Source organism: Gimesia benthica (assembly GCF_009720525.1).
GTDB lineage: Bacteria > Planctomycetota > Planctomycetia > Planctomycetales > Planctomycetaceae > Gimesia > Gimesia benthica.
In genome coordinates this window covers 659,173-674,329 of the sequence record NZ_CP043930.1, presented here as the reverse complement: position 1 = coordinate 674,329, position 15,157 = coordinate 659,173, and the positions used below count along the sequence as shown (strand labels likewise).

Below are 15,157 nucleotides of genomic sequence, written 5' to 3'. Positions count from 1 at the left end.
GCCTCTTTTTAACTGCTGATCGTATTTCGAGAAAGTGGTTCAATCGAGCCATTCATCAGCAGGGTCAAACTTCGGAAAAACGATGTTGATGATTTTCATGGTGCCGATAGCACGGTGACGGACCCCGGGAGGTATTACGATAGCCATTCCGGCGTGTACAGGGATGATTTCTTCATCGAGTTGCATTTGCGCATCTTCACCACACTCCAGGAAGTAGTATGTTTCTGTCAGTTTGCGATGATAGTGCAGCTCTGCTGTTTCAGATATCTCGGTAACGTGCAGGGTTCCGGGAAACTCATCTACATCAGCAAATGCGCGGCGGGCAGTCCCACAAGGGCAAGCGGTCCCTTCGATCTGAGCGAAGTCAGCAACGTGATATTTTTTTTGAGTCGATTCCTGCATGGCGAATGCCCTTTCGGAGGAAACAGGCTGAATTAGAGGCAAATAATGCCTGATTTACTTATAGTATAACAAGGCGATCCGGCTAACAAAATCCTTACGATGATTTATTGATTTCATCGAGCAGCACTCTGAGAAAAGGTTCCACATCAGTAACCAGCCCTACTGTCTGAAATGTGCCGCGATCTGCCAGTTTAGTGACAGTAGCCGGGTTAATATCCACACAGACCACTCTGACACTGGCCGGTAACAGATTCCCGACAGCGATCGAATGCAGAGTGGTAGCGATCATCAGACAGAAAGAGACTCCCTCTACCATTTCACGCATTTTTCGCTGCGCATCGACCGTATCTGTGATGATATCCGGCAAGGGACCATCATCACGAATACTTCCCGCCAGCAGGAAGGGGACCCGATTCTTCACGCATTCATACATGATCCCTGATGTTAAGACCCCCTGCTCGACTGCATTCTGAATACTACCCAGACGACGAATCCGGTTGATTGAACGTAAATGGTGTTCGTGTCCTTCTTCACTGGATCCACCATGTTCCATAGAGATTCCCAGGCTGGTCCCATAAAACGATTCTTCGATGTCGTGGGTAGCCAGAGCGTTCCCGGCGAACAGCAGATTGACATACCCTTCCCTGATTAACTCGCTGAAATAGGCTCTACTCCCGGTATGTACTACCGCAGGACCGGCGACCACCAGTATCTTTCCGGCTCCCTGCTTCGCGCGTCGCATCTCGGCGGCGATTTCACGGACTGTAACGCCCTTGGGTTTCTCACTTGAGACAGTACTGTTCATGAATGAAAAACCCGCAACTTCTGGTGCACCTCGATCTATGGGAAAGACACGTGTGCCTCGGGTACCCAGCACGACCAGTTCACCCTCCTGAACATCAGCCATCGGCAGGCAGTGAGCTGATTTATGATCTTTACTCACCACGATGCCACAGTCCATTTCCTGGAGCGATACCGGAATCCAGTTTCCATCAACACGGATCTCGGTTTTCTGATTGGTTGTGCAATAGAATCCTTCCGGAAATGCGCCACCCATGTCAGCCTGTGCCAGAAGACAGTCATGCTGTTCCAGAGGAACTGCCCCATGTTGGGCAATCTGAGTCAGGATTGTCTGTAGCGTTTTTTCATCGGGGGCAGTGACTTTGATCTGGGCCCGACTGCTGTCAGACCGGGAATGACCAATTGAAATCTCATCAATCGAGAAATCGCCACCCAAAACCGTAATTTCATCCAGAATCTTGGGCAGGAGCAGACTATCGATTATATGGCCCTGTAATTCGATTTCTTCGCTGACACTGAGTGAACTCTGCTTCTGGAGATCGGATGGTTTATCGGTATTATCACCCATAACTGGCTCACCTTTCTGAATCAGTCCTTTTGACAGGCGAAAAGGACTGATTAATACTGGATTTGGAATGATCTCTAGTCATAATTCTACGTAATTCAGCTAAAAAACATACACCCAAAATTTGTTTGAACTCCTGACTATCAAATTATTTGCTGTCTTTTTAAGATTTTGCAGTAAGATGGGAATTTTTCGCGAGAGACACGATGCGAGCGGGAAATTCGATTTTCAGGTGATGGCTGCTGAGTTCACTGAGATCTGGAAAACAGCATTCGATTGACTTTGCCTGAATTCAATCTCATTAGAGAATCTCTGTCACGTCGAGGGGCTGATTGCCTGATCTGTCAGCGTCATCCTGGTAAATGTATATAAGAATTATCGGCCAGCTTGATTGAATGTAGCTCACTGATTCATGGTATCGATGGCGACCGGCTCATACAGTCTTGATTCTATACATATTTAATGAATATCATATCTGTTTCTGCACTTGGATCTCTGGGTAGAGGATTCTGAATTTCTGATCAGGTTCTGTCTGGAGAATGTAATCTGTTTCATTCTGTTTCCCAAATTGTAATGTTCCTGGTATGGTCAGAATTGGAATAATAGGGCTCGGCCCATATTGGGAGCAGCGCTATGAACCCGTCCTGCGGATGATGGATCAAAGAATCCAGATCAAAGCCGTCTATGATCCGGTGCGCAGTCGAGCGGAACAGGTTTCATCTCAATGGAATGCAGCGGTCGCCTCAGGGATTGAGGCATTGACCACCCGGTATCCCGTTGACGCTTTCCTGCTGTTAAATTCAGAATGGATGAATCACTATCCATTGAAGGTGCTGAGTCAGCAGCATCGCCCCGTGTATATTGCCGGCAGTCTGGGAGAAGATCTGAATCTCCTGGGGGAAATTCATGAGCGGGCAACCAATCAACTGGTAACATTAATGCCGGAATTCAGCCGTCGTTATTCCCAGGCCACCAGTCGTTTTTTTGAACTGGTTGTCACACGGCTTGGTAAGCCGGTTTCGATCCATCTGCAAACCTGTCGGCCTGCAGCTGATCAACAGGTGGAGATTCCGGGGCAGAAAAATGAAACTGATTTTCTGGTCGGATTAATCGACTGGTGTTGTTACGTCATGCGCACCAAGCCGGTTAAAGTCCATTCCAGTTTCCATTCAGACTCGAGTATTCAGTCAGAGGATCACTGGAGAATTAAAATCGAATTTCTACCAGATCCGGTCACTGCTGCCGAGCGTTTTGCACTAATTGATATTAAACAACATCAGCAGTCGACTGACTCACTTTATCCCCGACATCAGGTTCATTGCCGGAACGGTCACGCAGAATTTCATTCACCGGATGAGATCCATTGGGAAAATGACACAGAAACGATCACGGAATCACTAAAAAGTGACCGTCAGGAACTGGAAGTCATGCTGGATCACTTTTGTCGCAGAGCTGTGGGCGGGATTATCCCTGTAGCGAATATCAGAGATGTCTGTCAGGCGATCCGGCTGGTTCAACTGGCCCGTTGCAGTCTGGAATCAGGGACGCCTCAAATATATCAGGTCGATTAAAATGCTGCCTGATTCTTTGGATCCGAGCAGCAGTCTTAATAGTGCCGCTCAGCGTTTCTTATATTGCTTTTGAGCATGCGGGTGGGCTTTTTCATAGGTCTCACGCAGGCGGGCGGTGCTGACGTGAGTATAGATCTGTGTGGTTGTCAGACTTTTGTGCCCCAGCATTTCCTGAACACTTCGCAAATCGGCACCGCCATCCAGCAGATGTGTAGCGAAGCTGTGCCGCAGTGTATGTGGGCTGGTCTTTTTGTCCAGGCCTGTCTGCAGCAGGTATTTCTCCAGCATCCGGCCGACGCTACGAGATGTCAGTCGCGTCTTTAGCCGGTTCAGAAAAAGAGCATCCGCATCAGGATGAGATTCTGGCTTACCCTCACGTTCTGCTGTCCAGCGCTGGAGTGCTTTGGCGGCATAACTGCCGATGGGAGCAATACGTTCCTTGCGGCCTTTTCCAAGCACTCTGATGATATTTGCATCCTGATCCCAGTCGCTTACATTGAGTGCCACGAGTTCGGAAACACGCAGCCCTGCTGAATACAGGGTTTCCAGAATGGCTCTGTCTCTTAAGCCCATTTTCTGATTGGCAGGTGGCGCTTCCAGGAGCGCACCAATCTGATCTGTTGTTAAAAAATGAGGCAGTTTTCTTCCGGTCCGAGGAGTTCGAAGCGGCTTGGCCGGATTCGTTTGAGTGAATCCTTCGCGACAACAGTAACGAAAAAAACTCCGCAGGCACGCCAGACGTCTGGCAATCGTAGTTTTTTCGTACTGACACTCATGTAAGTACGCGACGTAACGTCGTAATTCGCTGATTCCGATCTGATCGGGCGACAGTAGCGTCTCTTCGTACTCGGTCAGATATTCCAGCAGGCTTCCCAAGTCTTCTGAATACGATTTCAAGGTCAGTTCAGATGCATTTCGCTCGATATCGAGGTACCTGAGGAAACTATCAATCGCATCGTGCAGTTCAACTGGCCTGACATGCTCAGAGGATATCATGTGATTGCTGGTCTGGCTGAATGAATGTGTGGATTTCAGAGTCTGAGAGAAGTGCTGTCAGCATCGTTCTCATGCAGTTTTGCGTAATCTGCCAGTCTGCTGTTCCTGCTCAGCTTCCCGTCTCAGTTTTCTGACTTTCTGACTCATGACTGCTGCATCATACCAGGTGAAGCTCAACTCTTTATCTGCTGCGTATTGTCCCAGGGTCTGAAGCATCTGGGAAGAACTGGCATCGTCATACAGAAAAACATAGCGTTCTGAATCTTTTACCAATGCAACGACATTCATTTGTTGTTTCACAGTAGCAGTCCTTTTTTATTCATCAGAGCACTTATGTCAGAGACAGGATTGGTTGGAAGTGCTCAAGCAACCGCACTAATTAATATCGGCGGTTAAGAGGTGGGGTTATCGATATTTTCTGACCTTGAAGATCATCTGGTGCTCAGCCTGACCACCATGTAGTGTTAACATCTCTACAATCATTAAATGTGCTGTAAACCGTATAAAGTCCTCACTCCGATGCAGGTAAGCTTCCCAGCCTCCACTGCGGCGGTCTCCGCTGACTTCCAGGTAATCACGTAAGTTGGCAACCAGAGCGGCGTCAGAACCGTCAAACAACCGTGTATAAGACATGAATGGCTGGCGAGGATCACAGACGCCGATTTCAGTCGCAGTGGTGGGAGGGCAAAATTCACCAAACTGCTTCGTGTATGAAGGAGTTGTGGTGGAATTTGTTTCGGGAAGGGAATGTGAGGTCGGGGAAGGAGCCACCATTGATTTTTGAACAGTTGGCGAATTCACAGCAGGATTAGCTTTCAACGGAAGCTGACCAAAGGGGGATGTTGAATTGGCGCTCTGATTCGATTGAGCAGAGGCTTGTATCACCTGCTGCTGGTTTTGTGTATGCGGCCAGGCAGCAAGCATCTCATCGGATTGACCTCTGAAAACTGGTTCGGAAGCAGGCTCAGGTACCTGGGATTCAGGTGGACATTCAGCCGATGCGGATTCCTTATATGATTTGAACTTGGCTTTCATCTCCTGACGGGTGTGTTTCCGTTCCAGATGATTGGAATACCGGACTTCTTTTTTGGCTTCATGATTTACAATCCGATCCAGTTTAAACACCTGGTTCAGGACCGATTTTTTCTCACGCCGCTCTTCGACCAGGAGTGGAACTCCGGGAGTAAATTCCTGGGCATGAGGTGAGTACCAGGAGACTTGCAATCCAATTCGAGGCGGATAATAGGGGGAGTAATCAGTGACTGCACCGATCACAACGGCATCAACGTCAAGAACTTTCGCCAGCTTGAGCACGTCATCCGGATTATTCATCTGCAGCTGATGTTCCACCATCGCCACTTCAGCAACACCGACTGGTAAGACTTGGAAACCTGGGACCTTCTGTAGTTCTGAATAATAGGCGAGGGCAAACCGGCGTCCGTCGACTTCTGGCTCCTGGCTCAAATTAAAAAAAGGAACCACAGCAACGGTTTTGAGCCTCGGATTTGGATTGGTCACAGTGGTCCGCATGATCACGCACCCTGTCAGGCTCGACAAACCAATCAATATTGTCAAAATACGAATCAGCACCAGATCATTTCCCGCGGTGGAGGTTAGAATAAAGCGATATCGACTTTATCGGCATAATCGGTAGGGTGACTTCAATGAGAAATATTTTGTTATTCTCCCTATTTTGACATTGTTGATTTGAAACATTCTGCTGTCATTAAGCGAGTAAGAGCCTGATTTGGTCAGTATTTTCAGTTGTCTGATCCCCTGCTAAAATAAAAACTTGGTATCTAAGCTTTGTCATATTTTCAATTTGAATGATCATGAATCAAACTTTACCTCCTAAACCCGCGTCTCGTCCTGCCGTCTGTTATGGGACGTTGAAGCTCGAGTCGCGATATCTGCTTTCTCCATTAGCGGGCTACACAAATTTACCCTTTCGACGGATTGTCAGGGAACTGGGTGGTGTCGGGCTGGCAACCACCGATCTGGTGAATGCTCGGGGCCTGCTGGCTGGAAGTGAGAAAACACTTCAGTTGATTCAGACCTGTCCAGAGGACTCCCCCTTTGCAGTGCAAATCTTCGGCAGTAAGCCGGAATACATGCGCGATGCGGCACAGTTACTTGAGTCCCGCGGGGTCGATTCCATCGATATCAATATGGGCTGTCCCGTGAATCGGATCGTCAAGGGGGGCGCCGGGGCCAGTATGATGTGTCGCCCCAGTGATACAGTCGCCCTGGTGCAGACTGTAGTAGACGCTGTCAAAATTCCCGTCACAGTCAAGATGCGGCTCGGTTGGGATGATTCTGATTTATCAGCCCCCTTCTTTGCCCGGGAGTTCGAGCAGGTGGGAATCGTGGCAGTCGCCATCCATGGTCGTACTCGCGAGCAGGGGTTTAAGGGAAATGTAAATCATGATGGCATCCGTCAAGTCGTAGAAGCTGTAGAGTCCATTCCCGTAATAGGCAATGGTGATGTCACCTCGATCGCGGATGCGGATTTCATGCTGAAAACGACAGGTTGTGCGGGGGTTTCGATTGGTCGCGGAGCACTGGCAAACCCATGGATATTCCGGCAACTCGTGCAATGGGAGCAGACAGGAGACTGTGATCCCCCGGGTAATTTTGATGAGCGGCTTGAACTCCTCTTAAGGCAGTTTCGCTATCTGTTGGAGATGACCACCGAGAATCGGGCGATTTCCATGTTTCGCAAAATGGGGCACTGGTATTTGAAATCGATGCGCGTCAAACCGGCATTGCGGCATGAATTCCAGTGTGCCCAGACACTGGCAGACTTTGATCAGGCGATCCGCAATATTGCGTCGCAAGGACCTACTTCTGGATCGCGGACAGGCACATTACCTGTTATGCATATCCCCGTGCCTGGTGGGCCGGTGGAACGCTGGTAAGTATATGACTAGGCGTCAGCGTCGATTTCTTCCATCAGAGAGGGGTCAAGTTCGATACGTAGCTTACTGATTCTGCGTTCGTCCGATTCAATGACCTCAATACGCAACTGTTGCCAGGTCATGGTTTCTCCCGGTAGAGGGACTTTACCGAACTGGGTGATTACGAATCCTCCGATCGTATCGAAGTCTTTGCCTTCAGGCAGTCCATAATCATATTGTTCATTCAGGTCATCGATGTGGACACGGGCATCGACTTCCACCAGGTTTTCACCCAGTTCAAAAATCATCTGCTCCTCTTCTTCATCAAATTCATCGACGATATCCCCGACGATTTCTTCGAGAACATCTTCCATGGTGACCAGACCTGCTACTCCGCCGTACTCATCGATGACAATTGCCATGTGGACATGCTCTTTCTGCATGGTTTCCAGCAGTGAATCGATTCCGGTTGTTTCAGGGATGTAGAAGGGGGTAAACATCAGATCCTTTATTGTGAGCTGTTCCGCTGAGTTCAGGTTCTGATTTTCTTTGGAGTAATGCTTAAGAAGTTCCCTGGCATAGAGAATGCCGACGATGTCATCTGTAGATTCTCCAATTACAGGGATCCGGGAATGTCCTACATCGATGAATTTGAGCAGAGCTTCATCCAAAGATGCAGTTACGGAAATGTATTCCATATCCATTCGCTGGGTCATAATAGCTCCAACGTCCTCATCCTGCAGTTCCATCACCCGCTGGATCATCTTGCCAGCTTCCGATTCCAGAATGCCTCCTCGGGCTCCTTCTTCTACTACCGAGAGGATTTCTTCACTGATGTTTGCCTCGCGGCCGTTCTTGTTCTCTTCTTTACCTGCCAGGCGGTGTGAGAATTCATCGATTTTCCAGGACAGCCACGTGACTGGGCTCAGGAAAATGGGGATCCAGCGAACCAGTGGCCAGGAACGCTGCAGGAACTGTTCTCCCGCAATGCGGGACAGAGTCCAAGGGAGAGTTAACATAACCAGAATGGCAGTCAAAAGTCCTAACAGCAACTCAGCCGCAAACTGAGCGGTGACAACCAGCGAATTGAATTCGGCCGGTATGTGTATATACAGTCGCGTCAGGATAATTGAGAGGAGAATAACACCAGTTAGATGGCAGATATCAGCGGCCAGCAGGACGGTAGGGTGTGAACGTAGAATTTCGCTGAATCGATCTGGGACTCCCGCCTCAGTACAAAGTGTTTCCAGTCGGCTGCGTGAGAAATCTCTCAGAGAAAAGCCCAGTAACCCTGAAAACAGGATCAAGGCGATGAGTACGGTAATAACCAGCGGGACCATTTGTCGATTAAATAACCAAATATCAGGGGAAGAAGTTGAAGCTGGAACTCGGCCAGTTCAGGTTAGAGTGTACCTTTTGGAAACTCAGAGATAAATCGGTAACTCGGGAATATTCTGATCATATTTCACTCTTCACGGCGAGGAATCTGTAATTTCCAGCGATCAAAAATCTGCTGTTCGCGGGCTCTCATCACTTTTAATTCATCTTCCGACAGGTCGTCGTAACCACACAGATGCAACAACCCGTGCACTACATACAGTAGAAATTCATCTGCAGCGGACCAGTGGTATTGTTCGGCCATGGAAATTGCCATCTCTGCCGAGATAATGACTTCACCTTCTAGCGACTTCCCTGCTCCTCTGATGACTGATTGGTCCACACTCTCATCCTGGGAGCACTCCAGCAGAAAACTGAGCACGTCGGTGTCGTAATCGTGTGACAGATATTGCTGATTCAATTCCCTGATTGTGGGGTTATCCACAATCGCCAGACTGATCTCTGCCTGGATTACCTGTTCTGACTCCAGCAGGTAGCGGACTGCGTCTTGAAGCTGGGACTCATCAATCGCGAGCAAATTTTGAGAGTTCTGGATATCGATCTGATACTGGTCGGTTGTGTTCATTCCGTGGTTGATTACTCGATTATGCAGAACGTTCTTCGGGGTACTTGATGCGTCCGTGATAGATCCCAATCAGAGATTTCACCAGGGATTCTTCGACAATATTAATTTCACTCAATGTCAACGAACATTCGTTAAACTGCCCATCCAGCAGCCGTTTCATCACCAGTGAATGGACCAGAGACTTAATCCGTTTCGGAGTTGGGTCACTCAAGGTTCGACTGGCGCTTTCCACGGCGTCGGCTAACATCATGACCCCTGCTTCACGAGTCTGTGGTTTAGGGCCGGGATAGCGGAAGGATGACTCTTCTGCATCGGTTTTATGATCTGGACTCTGGTCGGCCTGTTTTTCTGCCTCGCGGAAGAAATACTCAACCAGCGTGGTGCCGTGGTGTTGTTCGATGAAGTCGATGATGGGCTGTGGTAGATTGTGTTGACGAGCGAGGTCGACGCCATCTTTGACATGGCCGATAATGATCAGGGTACTCATCGCCGGGGCCAGATTGTCGTGTAGACTTTCACTCCCAACGACCATGTTTTCGATGAAGTACTGGGGTTTGAGCATCTTGCCGATGTCATGGTAGTAGGCGGCAACCCGGACCAGTAATCCATTTGCACCGATTTTGTCTGCTGCTGCTTCACCGATTGTAGCCATCGAGATGGAATGGTTATAGGTACCTGGTGCTCGACGGACCAGTTCCTGCAGTAGTGGGTGCGAAACATTACTCATCTCGAGCAGGCTGATATCCGTTACCACGCCAAACAGGGATTCAATAAAGGGAAGACTGCCGGCAACCAGATAACCTGCTGCCAGACACCACCCTGCTCCCTGCAGGCTTTCCCAGAGGACCTGCTGATCAATCAGGCCGTTGGAAAGCTCCTGACTGTTGATCAGGTTGATTCCCCAGTAGACCAGAAAGTAGGTCAACCCCATGCCGAAACCAAGTTTGATTAAAGTGGAGCGGGATGAGACTGTGGCCAGCGAAGTAACCGCCACTGAAGAAATACTCATCAATACCACGAAATGCCCCAGCGAGCTTCCCGTGGAAAGACAAAGGATCAAGGACAACGACAACGCTGTCAGAATCGCCATGATTTGGTCATAGACGATTGCGAAGACCATTACGGTGACTACCAGAGGCAGTACTTCTGCACGCCAGGGATCGTAGGAAAGAATCCTACCCAGAAACACGGTTAAGACAATGACGCTCAGATAGATACTCAATCTGCTGACGGTTCTGGCAACAGCCCTTTTATTTCTCAGCAGATGATATCCGTTTAAGACTGCCAGTACGATAAACATCAGAAAAATGAAACTGACTCGTACAACCCGCTCATAATAGGGGACCGCTTTTTCTTTAGTTTCGTACTCTGCTCGTAGCAGAGCCAGCTGATTGTCTTCGATCAATTGGCCAGGTTCGACCAGAACTGTGCCCCTCTGGAAAGTGTCGTAGACCTCTTCAACGTCCTGCCTTGCCTGTTTTCGTTCTGTCTGGGTTCGGGCAGCATCGTAAACCAGTGTTGTAGGAGCCTGGAAGTAAATCCAGTGAGACAGAGCCGACTTCATGGAATCCAGTTTGGGGAATTTACTCCATTCACGACCGATCACGCTGTTTGCAGAGAGCTGGTCAGGCAGCCGGATATCAAAGGTGGTTACCTTCTTCTGTTCTCCCGTGTCTTTGTAAACGATTTCGATTTTATCACCGGGGCGAATCTGGTGTTTCGTCAGATCATTTTCGTTAACAATCCCATAGGTCTTGAGTGGTGCAATGAGTTTTGTAAAATCCTCAATGATTGCGTCGATTTTTTTTGTATCATTGGAGTCAGGACTGGAGACCTGTGACTTCAATTCTGCAAAGGTCTGCTCAGATTCTTCCGGGAACTGATCTACAAACTGTTCCAGCCGACGTGAGGGGGTCAAACCCAGTTCAGCACGGGCATCGCTATTCAGTTCATCCAAAGATTTGGCATCGGCGATGGCTTTCAGGTCTTCTCTCAGAAGTTTGGGAAGGTTATCAATCAAGATGGGGTTCTGAATGAAGTAATACGGGACCTCAGACTCTTTTTGCGTCCGTTCCCGGTCGGTTTCGATGGGATTAGCTACCTCAAACGAAACACTGGCAAGAATCCCATGTTCGGAGTACATGCCTAATCGGTAGGGAAAAGGTGCTTTCCAGCTTTCGACTGCGACCATCAGAATCAGGATAGTCAGCAGACAGACGCTGAGACGGGACAGTGTACCCCGGTTGCTCAGTAATTCGCGCAGCCTCGAACTTAATTTGGAAGAATCACGCAAACTGGCAGCAAGCGCCGTTCGGGATCTTTTAGGACCAAAAAAAGCCATGGAAGCAACCTGAGTCGTTCGAAAAGATGAGATTAAGTTGAGAAAACGCGGTCAGAATCAGTATCAGGAGATGTCTTCGTTCTGGTAAGCCTTGACAATTTCGCCTACCAGTCGATGACGCACAATGTCTTCATTCTTTAACTGAGTAAGTCCGACGCCTTTTATGTTTCGCAGGCGATTGATGGCATCCGTCATGCCACATGAGACATCGGGGGGCAAGTCGATCTGAGAGACGTCACCTGTGACCACAATTTTGGATCCCATTCCCATACGGGTCAGGAACATTTTCATCTGGGTCACTGTTGTGTTTTGAGCTTCGTCCATAATGATAAATGTGTTGTCCAGAGTCCGACCACGCATAAATGCCAGCGGTACTACTTCTACGATATCATTTTCCATGTAACGACTGACCTGCTCATAGTCGAGCAGACTGCCCAGAGCATCCAGAAGCGGACGTAAAAATGGATTGACCTTGGCCAGCATATCGCCCGGAAGGAATCCCAGCTTTTCGCCAGCTTCGACTGCGGGGCGTACCAGCACGATTTTGCGGACCTGCTCCGTGCGGAGGGCGTTTATAGCCATTGCGACCGCCAGGAAAGTTTTACCGCACCCTGCTGGACCTGTGCAAAATACCAGGTCGTGTTCCAGGATCGACTTGATGTATTCAGACTGCCCCGGAGTTCGCGGATGTACTTTTCGGGACTTTTCATAAAGATCAATAGCCGAAGGCGTCGAGTCCGGGGTCTGTTTTTCTTGCTTGCTACTCGGGTTTCCACCAAACAGGGCTGTTTGTACCTGCTCATTTTTGAGCTGGCCGGTCTTTTCGATGATGGCTCTTAACTCGGAAAAGATGCGAAGTGATTTCTGGAGTTGCGAATCATCGCCGATGATTCGTAATTCGTCGCCTCGATGCACGACGTTCACACCCAGTGCATTCTGAATTTGTCTGATGTGACAATCATGGGTTCCCAGCAGAACCGGGATCTGATCAGGATCAGAGAAAGAAAGTGTGGCTTCTGACATCAGAAATTCTACGAGTGCCTCCTGAGATGAGGAATAAAACAATTCAGAGCTTGGAAATAATGACAGGTATTTTTGAATTTCGCTACACTGAAATCGCTAAAACTGCAATTAAATCAGAGACCGGAACACTAGGGAAAACGGCCTCAGTTTCGAGCATGTTATAAAGTCTACTCCAGCAAACTGGGAAGAAAAAGGAGAGAGTTACGTATAATTGCTTACGTTTTCATAAAATATTACCAGGAAAAAACTTACATTCTTGTGAAAATGTCGTCAACTCAGGGTTTACCAGTGGCTGGAGATAGGAATTGAGACGCATGTCTTACAGGAACCTCTGAGTCCTCGAACAGGTAAGATTACCCATTCTTCACAATCGGAATATTTCCGATTTTCAATACCAGGGAGTGTCAAGATCTAGCGTTTGGGTAATGCGCCCCTGTGACCCTGCTCAGATGCTGCCGATTGTAATGGTAATGTTCAAGAAGTGGGGGGAGCCTGTTCGATGAATTCTCCATAGGACGCGGGACCGGTAATGTCAGGATGCGCTTCAGGTTCTGAGTGTCCTTTTCTTGAGTCAAAATCATCCAGAAGGCAATCGGAAATGTACGAAACATTCTTTGGGTTCAAGGATCGACCCTTTAGCGTTTCACCCTCCCCTGCATGTTTTTTCAAGGCAGCAGAACACCAGAATGTACTGGACGAAATCCAGGTAACGATTTCCAGCTTAAATGGAATCACGATTCTTACCGGCGATGCGGGAACTGGAAAAACGGCTATCTGCCGTCAGTTGATTAATCGGCTTGAGGATCAGTTCCAGATTCAGTTTCTGGAGCACTGCAATTTTCCGACTGTCCGGGCATTACTGCAGACACTGCTCTATGGCTTGACTGACTGTTATGAAAAAATCAGCGAGCAGGAATTACGCCTGGCTTTGACCGCAGAAATCCGTTCCTCTTTTCTGGTTCACGGACAGCCATTACTTGTGATTGTCGATGAAGCTCATTTGCTGGGAACTCCTTTTCTGGAGGAATTACGGGTTCTGTCAGACATCGCTTTTGACGGAAAGCCTGCTCTACAACTGCTGCTTTCCGGACAGACGGTGCTGGAAGAGACGCTCATCCAGCCAGCGCTGTCTTCGTTAAACCAGAGAATTGGATGTCAGACTTATCTGGACCGAATGACTCGACAGGAATCTGAAGAATACATTGAATACCGCATCAATCGCGTTTCAACTCAGAATAAACGCTGTTTTTCTGTCGAAGCAGTCAAGTTTATTACTCACGTAAGTGACGGGTTGCCTCGCTGTCTGAATCAAATCTGCGATCACAGCCTGATGCTGGCCTATATGCAGGATGTTCAAGAAGTTGATGAGGCGATCGCCCGTGAAGCATTTGCAGACTTGCAGCAATTACCTCTTCACTGGAATGACCCCCTGCCGGTTCCCTCCCCCCTCGAAGAAATGCGCAAAAAAGAAGCACTTACAGAGCTGGATCAGTTTATTGATGATGATGTTCTACTGGAACATGACATTGATGAGTCAATCGAGGAGCGACTCCATCAGCTGGTAGATGAACCCTCGGAGATATTTGAAGAGCTGGCAACCTCCGAGGAGAGTGCTTCAACCGAAGACCCGTTCTCGTTTGGTGAAGGATTAGAAGCGATCGAGATTGGCAGTGAAACCGTATCTTCTCAAACACCTGTAGAAACGAACGTAGAAATAGACTTGGAGATCAATTCTCCGGTTGATAATCAGGAACCGGTGTCCGAAGCTGATTTAAATCCGGTTCTCTCGGCAGTGAGAGAAACATACGGCGATTTTGTAGATGTCGTTGATCGATATGCTGCCATCGATGGCGGATTCGATCCTGCGTCCCTGTTTGGTGAAAAACATCAGAGTTTTGAGTCCACGACTTCCGTCTTTCAGTTGCGTGCGCCTCAATTCCAGTATGTACCACAGCTCCAGGCTCAGGGAGTATCTGACATAGAGTCGCTGAAGCTGCCAACTAAAGCATCAGAGAGTGATCTTGAAGATACCGTTGAATTTTCCGCGGGAAATCCCCTTGAGCAGAATGAAACTTCTGAACTGGAATTTGAAGAAGCGGCACTGAATCAACTGGAGCCCGACGTATTCCAGGAACTTGCTTCAGAGGCTTCACGTGGTGAGGGCTCTTTTGAGGAGCTGTTGGCTGCCCAGGTTTATGAAGTCTGTTCGGAAACTCGTAAGGGGCTGCTCAATGCACTGAATGAGATCCGGAATTATTCAGTTCCTGAAGAAACCGATCCTGCAGACGTATATGATATTGTTCAGCCTGAGACGGAAGAGATTTCAGCAGTATCGAATTATCCAGCGTGGGAAAATGACTTGCAGCATGACAGTCAGCTTGAAACTGCATCAAAAACTTCTGTTCGACTGGATTCGCCAGCAACAGAAAAATCAGAGTCATCTGCGACTGCCCATCTGAGAGGCCCTGCTCTAGGCAGATACAAGAATCTATTCAGCCGGTTGAGACGCAAACAGGAGTCGCATACCTGATCAGAGGTGTAGTCTTCCCCCGGATGAGATGGCACGTCAGAGTCACGCTCTTTTCGCCGATCAATTTA

General features: G+C 48.5%; 12 protein-coding genes and 1 pseudogene. 4 read left to right on the top strand and 9 right to left on the bottom strand.

Going from position 1 to position 15,157, the window contains the following annotated elements; genetic code table 11:
• Positions 1-39: 39 nt before the first annotated feature.
• Both F1728_RS02735 and F1728_RS02730 read right to left on the bottom strand, forming a co-directional pair.
• Positions 40-402, bottom strand: coding sequence for a cupin domain-containing protein (locus F1728_RS02735; RefSeq protein WP_155362795.1), 363 nt, complete (start codon positions 400-402; stop codon positions 40-42).
• A gap of 94 nt (positions 403-496) precedes the next feature.
• The gene (locus tag F1728_RS02730) at positions 497-1,771 is read right to left on the bottom strand and encodes an ornithine cyclodeaminase (protein ID WP_155362794.1); all 1,275 of its coding nucleotides are present in this window, start codon (positions 1,769-1,771) and stop codon (positions 497-499) included.
• 581 nt (positions 1,772-2,352) lie between these two features.
• On the opposite strand from F1728_RS02730, the gene F1728_RS02725 reads away from it, so the two are divergent.
• On the top strand, positions 2,353-3,339 hold the full coding sequence (locus tag F1728_RS02725) for a Gfo/Idh/MocA family oxidoreductase (RefSeq protein ID WP_390643320.1): 987 nt from the start codon (positions 2,353-2,355) through the stop codon (positions 3,337-3,339).
• A 48-nt stretch (positions 3,340-3,387) separates the two neighbouring features.
• On the opposite strand, the gene xerC is transcribed toward F1728_RS02725, so the two are convergent.
• From xerC to F1728_RS02710, 3 genes are all read right to left on the bottom strand, one after another.
• A complete protein-coding gene (xerC, locus tag F1728_RS02720; protein ID WP_145443672.1) occupies positions 3,388-4,302 on the bottom strand; it encodes a tyrosine recombinase XerC in 915 nt (304 codons plus the stop codon).
• Between the two features lie 102 nt (positions 4,303-4,404).
• A complete protein-coding gene (locus F1728_RS02715) occupies positions 4,405-4,635 on the bottom strand; it encodes a hypothetical protein (RefSeq protein WP_228030478.1) in 231 nt (76 codons plus the stop codon).
• Positions 4,636-4,740: 105 nt separating this feature from the next.
• On the bottom strand, positions 4,741-5,865 hold the full coding sequence (locus F1728_RS02710; protein WP_155362792.1) for a hypothetical protein: 1,125 nt from the start codon (positions 5,863-5,865) through the stop codon (positions 4,741-4,743).
• A gap of 302 nt (positions 5,866-6,167) precedes the next feature.
• On the opposite strand from F1728_RS02710, the gene dusB reads away from it, so the two are divergent.
• Complete coding sequence (gene dusB, locus F1728_RS02705) at positions 6,168-7,253, top strand: tRNA dihydrouridine synthase DusB (protein ID WP_155362791.1); 1,086 nt, start codon at positions 6,168-6,170, stop codon at positions 7,251-7,253.
• A gap of 8 nt (positions 7,254-7,261) precedes the next feature.
• On the opposite strand, the gene F1728_RS02700 is transcribed toward dusB, so the two are convergent.
• The 4 genes from F1728_RS02700 to F1728_RS02685 form a co-directional block, all read right to left on the bottom strand.
• On the bottom strand, positions 7,262-8,572 hold the full coding sequence (locus tag F1728_RS02700; protein ID WP_155362790.1) for a hemolysin family protein: 1,311 nt from the start codon (positions 8,570-8,572) through the stop codon (positions 7,262-7,264).
• 125 nt (positions 8,573-8,697) lie between these two features.
• A complete protein-coding gene (gene ybeY, locus F1728_RS02695) occupies positions 8,698-9,195 on the bottom strand; it encodes an rRNA maturation RNase YbeY (RefSeq protein ID WP_155362789.1) in 498 nt (165 codons plus the stop codon).
• A 19-nt stretch (positions 9,196-9,214) separates the two neighbouring features.
• Complete coding sequence (locus tag F1728_RS02690; protein ID WP_145183721.1) at positions 9,215-11,536, bottom strand: HD family phosphohydrolase; 2,322 nt, start codon at positions 11,534-11,536, stop codon at positions 9,215-9,217.
• A 63-nt stretch (positions 11,537-11,599) separates the two neighbouring features.
• Positions 11,600-12,559, bottom strand: a complete 960-nt coding sequence (locus F1728_RS02685; protein ID WP_155362788.1) for a PhoH family protein — start codon at positions 12,557-12,559, stop codon at positions 11,600-11,602.
• Between the two features lie 784 nt (positions 12,560-13,343).
• Here F1728_RS02685 and F1728_RS32460 point away from each other — a divergent pair.
• Positions 13,344-13,613 (top strand): annotated as a pseudogene (locus F1728_RS32460) (AAA family ATPase); the annotation flags it as partial.
• Between the two features lie 276 nt (positions 13,614-13,889).
• A complete protein-coding gene (locus F1728_RS31475; protein ID WP_228030907.1) occupies positions 13,890-15,089 on the top strand; it encodes a hypothetical protein in 1,200 nt (399 codons plus the stop codon).
• The last annotated feature ends 68 nt before the right edge of the window (positions 15,090-15,157 follow it).

Coding starts and splice junctions, on each gene's coding strand:
- F1728_RS31475 (WP_228030907.1), top strand. CDS start 13,890: ATGCTGGCCTATATGCAGGATGTTCAAGAAGTTGATGAGGCGATCGCC.
- ybeY (WP_155362789.1), bottom strand. CDS start 9,195: ATGAACACAACCGACCAGTATCAGATCGATATCCAGAACTCTCAAAAT.
- F1728_RS02690 (WP_145183721.1), bottom strand. CDS start 11,536: ATGGCTTTTTTTGGTCCTAAAAGATCCCGAACGGCGCTTGCTGCCAGT.
- F1728_RS02730 (WP_155362794.1), bottom strand. CDS start 1,771: ATGGGTGATAATACCGATAAACCATCCGATCTCCAGAAGCAGAGTTCA.
- F1728_RS02700 (WP_155362790.1), bottom strand. CDS start 8,572: ATGGTCCCGCTGGTTATTACCGTACTCATCGCCTTGATCCTGTTTTCA.
- F1728_RS02710 (WP_155362792.1), bottom strand. CDS start 5,865: ATGCGGACCACTGTGACCAATCCAAATCCGAGGCTCAAAACCGTTGCT.
- F1728_RS02685 (WP_155362788.1), bottom strand. CDS start 12,559: ATGTCAGAAGCCACACTTTCTTTCTCTGATCCTGATCAGATCCCGGTT.
- F1728_RS02725 (WP_390643320.1), top strand. CDS start 2,353: ATGGTCAGAATTGGAATAATAGGGCTCGGCCCATATTGGGAGCAGCGC.
- dusB (WP_155362791.1), top strand. CDS start 6,168: ATGAATCAAACTTTACCTCCTAAACCCGCGTCTCGTCCTGCCGTCTGT.
- F1728_RS02735 (WP_155362795.1), bottom strand. CDS start 402: ATGCAGGAATCGACTCAAAAAAAATATCACGTTGCTGACTTCGCTCAG.